Annotated in this window: 4 protein-coding genes; 1 reads left to right on the plus strand and 3 read right to left on the minus strand. The window is 51.9% G+C overall.

Annotated features, from left to right (window positions below; genetic code table 11):
• Nucleotides 1-348: 348 nt before the first annotated feature.
• Complete coding sequence (gene mazF, locus GEU01_RS25240; protein WP_010517204.1) at nucleotides 349-693, minus strand: endoribonuclease MazF; 345 nt, start codon at nucleotides 691-693, stop codon at nucleotides 349-351.
• Between the two features lie 41 nt (nucleotides 694-734).
• On the opposite strand from mazF, the gene GEU01_RS27380 reads away from it, so the two are divergent.
• The gene (locus GEU01_RS27380) at nucleotides 735-866 is read left to right on the plus strand and encodes a hypothetical protein (RefSeq protein WP_258367913.1); all 132 of its coding nucleotides are present in this window, start codon (nucleotides 735-737) and stop codon (nucleotides 864-866) included.
• A gap of 53 nt (nucleotides 867-919) precedes the next feature.
• Here GEU01_RS27380 and GEU01_RS20745 read toward each other — a convergent pair whose 3' ends face one another.
• Both GEU01_RS20745 and GEU01_RS25245 read right to left on the minus strand, forming a co-directional pair.
• Nucleotides 920-1,588, minus strand: coding sequence for a MucR family transcriptional regulator (locus GEU01_RS20745; protein WP_010517199.1), 669 nt, complete (start codon nucleotides 1,586-1,588; stop codon nucleotides 920-922).
• A 384-nt stretch (nucleotides 1,589-1,972) separates the two neighbouring features.
• Entirely contained in the window at nucleotides 1,973-2,287 is a 315-nt protein-coding gene (locus GEU01_RS25245; protein WP_198284466.1) for a WGR domain-containing protein, read from the minus strand.
• Between the last annotated feature and the right edge of the window lie 185 nt (nucleotides 2,288-2,472).

A 2,472-nucleotide genomic window follows, 5' to 3' on the forward strand; every position in this document is an offset into this window, starting at 1 on the left:
TTGTTGGCATAACAAATCTTATAAGACATATGGATTCGGTGGCGAAAGCAGTCTGTCAGTTGATCCATATTCCCAGCCTGAAGAGCTTTCATCTCCGGTTCCCGTCTATGAATCCGCACAAAAGACAGAACCTTGCGCAAGGTTCTGCACCCAATACCAGTAATTAAGGTTTCCACCTTACCCTTAATCATGACAGGAAAAATTACCGCCCTCGCCCTGTATGATGGTGCGGAACGTAATCGATTGCTCATCGCCCAAGCGCGTCCGGCATCGAGCCTACAACACACATCAGGAAGCCCGACAGGACATGTTTGACTACCTCGAAATGTGCGGGATTCTTTATTTTCCTCAACCAACCAATAATCTGGCGCGCTGACGAACTGCCTCAAGTTCCTTCGCTGAGACCTTTCCTTTGAGCTTCGCGCTCCGCACCCGGCAATCCAGACTTCTCATCTGATCCGAGAGCACCACACTGGCGGGTTTTCCGATCACGACCACTTCAAACGGATAGCCTTTGATTTTAGTGGTCGTAGGGCAGCAAAGCATCATCCCCGCTTTGGCATTATAACTCGCAGGGCTGAGAACCACCGCTGGCCGATGCACAGCCTGTTCCCGCCCTGCCTGAGGGTCAAATTCCAACCAGACAATATCGCCGCAGTCAGGAACCCACGTGACCTGGGATTTGGTGCTCACAAGCTTTCGTCACCTACAGACTGTCCAAAGTCAATTTCCTCATGCTGGTTCAAATCGGTAATCCCGGCGACGAGGTCTTCCAGTTTGAGCGGTGTGGCGCGAACTGGCTCAATGATAACTCGACCATCTTCCTCGTGGACATTCACCATCTGGTCATCCTGAAGTTCGAGTGATGCGTGGATGCCTGGTTGCCTTATAACCACGCCCGATAGGCCGGGCTGATCAGTCAGACCTTGGCCCCTTTTGCTTTCGTGCCGGTTTTCCGTACCGCACGCGGTTTCGCTGAGGCCTTGGAACGAGGCATTTTCTTTGGCGACGCTGCGGAAGATCCAGATTCAGTTGCCGACGACCTGGATCGCCGCGAAATGGTTTTTTTGGTGGGTACTACGGCCTCAGCAGTATCGACCGATATTTCTTTCGCTGCACTATCGACAGAAGGTGCTGCGGGTGCCTCGTCCACGGGAGCGGTCGGGGGCACCAAAATCTTACGTCCAAGGCCCGCGTCTCGCGCCAGAGCCGCCCGCATTTTGGCATACTCCGGAGCAACCATGGGATAATCCATAGGAAGCTGCCATTTCTCTCGGTATTGCGTTGGCGTCATCCCATACCTTGTCTGCAGGTGACGCTTGAGCATTTTGAGTTTTTTGCCATCTTCCAGACAGACGATGTATTCAGGAAATACCGACTGCGCGACTGGAACTGCGGGCTGCTGGGCCGGAATGCTGGCGTTTTTCTCTGGGACCGGTGTTGTTTCGCGGATAGCAGCGTAGACATCACGGATAAACGCCGGGACGTGTTCTGTCGGCAGAGAAGTATTGGTATTGCCGAGATGCGCTGCCACGATGTCGCTCATGGCAATTACAATTGCCGGGGATAGGTCGTCTGATTGGTCCATGATAAAGCCTCTCCGCTATATTTTTACCGAATAATATTGCCGGAGTGTAAGTCTTTATGCAATCGGCAAAATATGGCGTATCGAAAGCTGAATTATATATTGCGTTACGTTGCCTACATCGATCACATTGCACCATGAGCATCAAGTTCTATGCAAATTGTAAGCGGCGAAGCCTGCCCCTGATTACGCTATCAGACGGCGTAAACTGGCTCCTGCAGCGGGCCTGGCACAGAAGCTACGACTCACCTCAATGTCGATGATAAGTTTTTTAGTCCGAATATATCCATCCACGAATTTTCCATGACGTGGTGAGCGGATACAGTATTTATCTCTATCACCTGTCTGATGATCACACCGGGTTACCCCTGCAGGTAATGCAGCCAGTCATGGCTGTGTAACTATATAGCCGCGTTTCAGGCGATAACGGATCATCGCGGTCAGAGCATTCACCGCGGCGCCCTCGTCCGGATAAAGATCCACGCGCTGGGTGCCAGCTGTCCCGATCCTGCCCCAGTTGCGAACAAGCGCGGCACCACCGAACAGGTCGGGCTGAACTGACAGTCCGTAATACCGCCACTCATTGAAGCTGGGTTGAATACGGCGCAACTGGACAGATAGCGGGAACAGTCCAAGTTGTATTGTTTTCCCTGGGGGAACGGCGCTCCTTGATCTTCTGGATGTCATATTGGTCCTGCGCATCGCATGATGCTAACATGATCTATTATCCAATTACAGATATTCTGAACTTATTTGAGGCTTTTGCCACTCCGCTGGAGCATGCATGGATCATTTCCTGCGATCTATAGGTGGGATGGTACGATGCGAATGTCTTCCGAATATTGGTGGTTGCCTCAAACCATGACCCGGTCGAGAGATGACGTAGA

It is taken from the genome of Komagataeibacter europaeus LMG 18890 (assembly GCF_000285295.1).
GTDB lineage: Bacteria > Pseudomonadota > Alphaproteobacteria > Acetobacterales > Acetobacteraceae > Komagataeibacter > Komagataeibacter europaeus.

Coding starts and splice junctions, on each gene's coding strand:
- GEU01_RS27380 (WP_258367913.1), top strand. CDS start 735: ATGCTGGTTCAAATCGGTAATCCCGGCGACGAGGTCTTCCAGTTTGAG.
- GEU01_RS20745 (WP_010517199.1), bottom strand. CDS start 1,588: ATGGACCAATCAGACGACCTATCCCCGGCAATTGTAATTGCCATGAGC.
- GEU01_RS25245 (WP_198284466.1), bottom strand. CDS start 2,287: ATGCGCAGGACCAATATGACATCCAGAAGATCAAGGAGCGCCGTTCCC.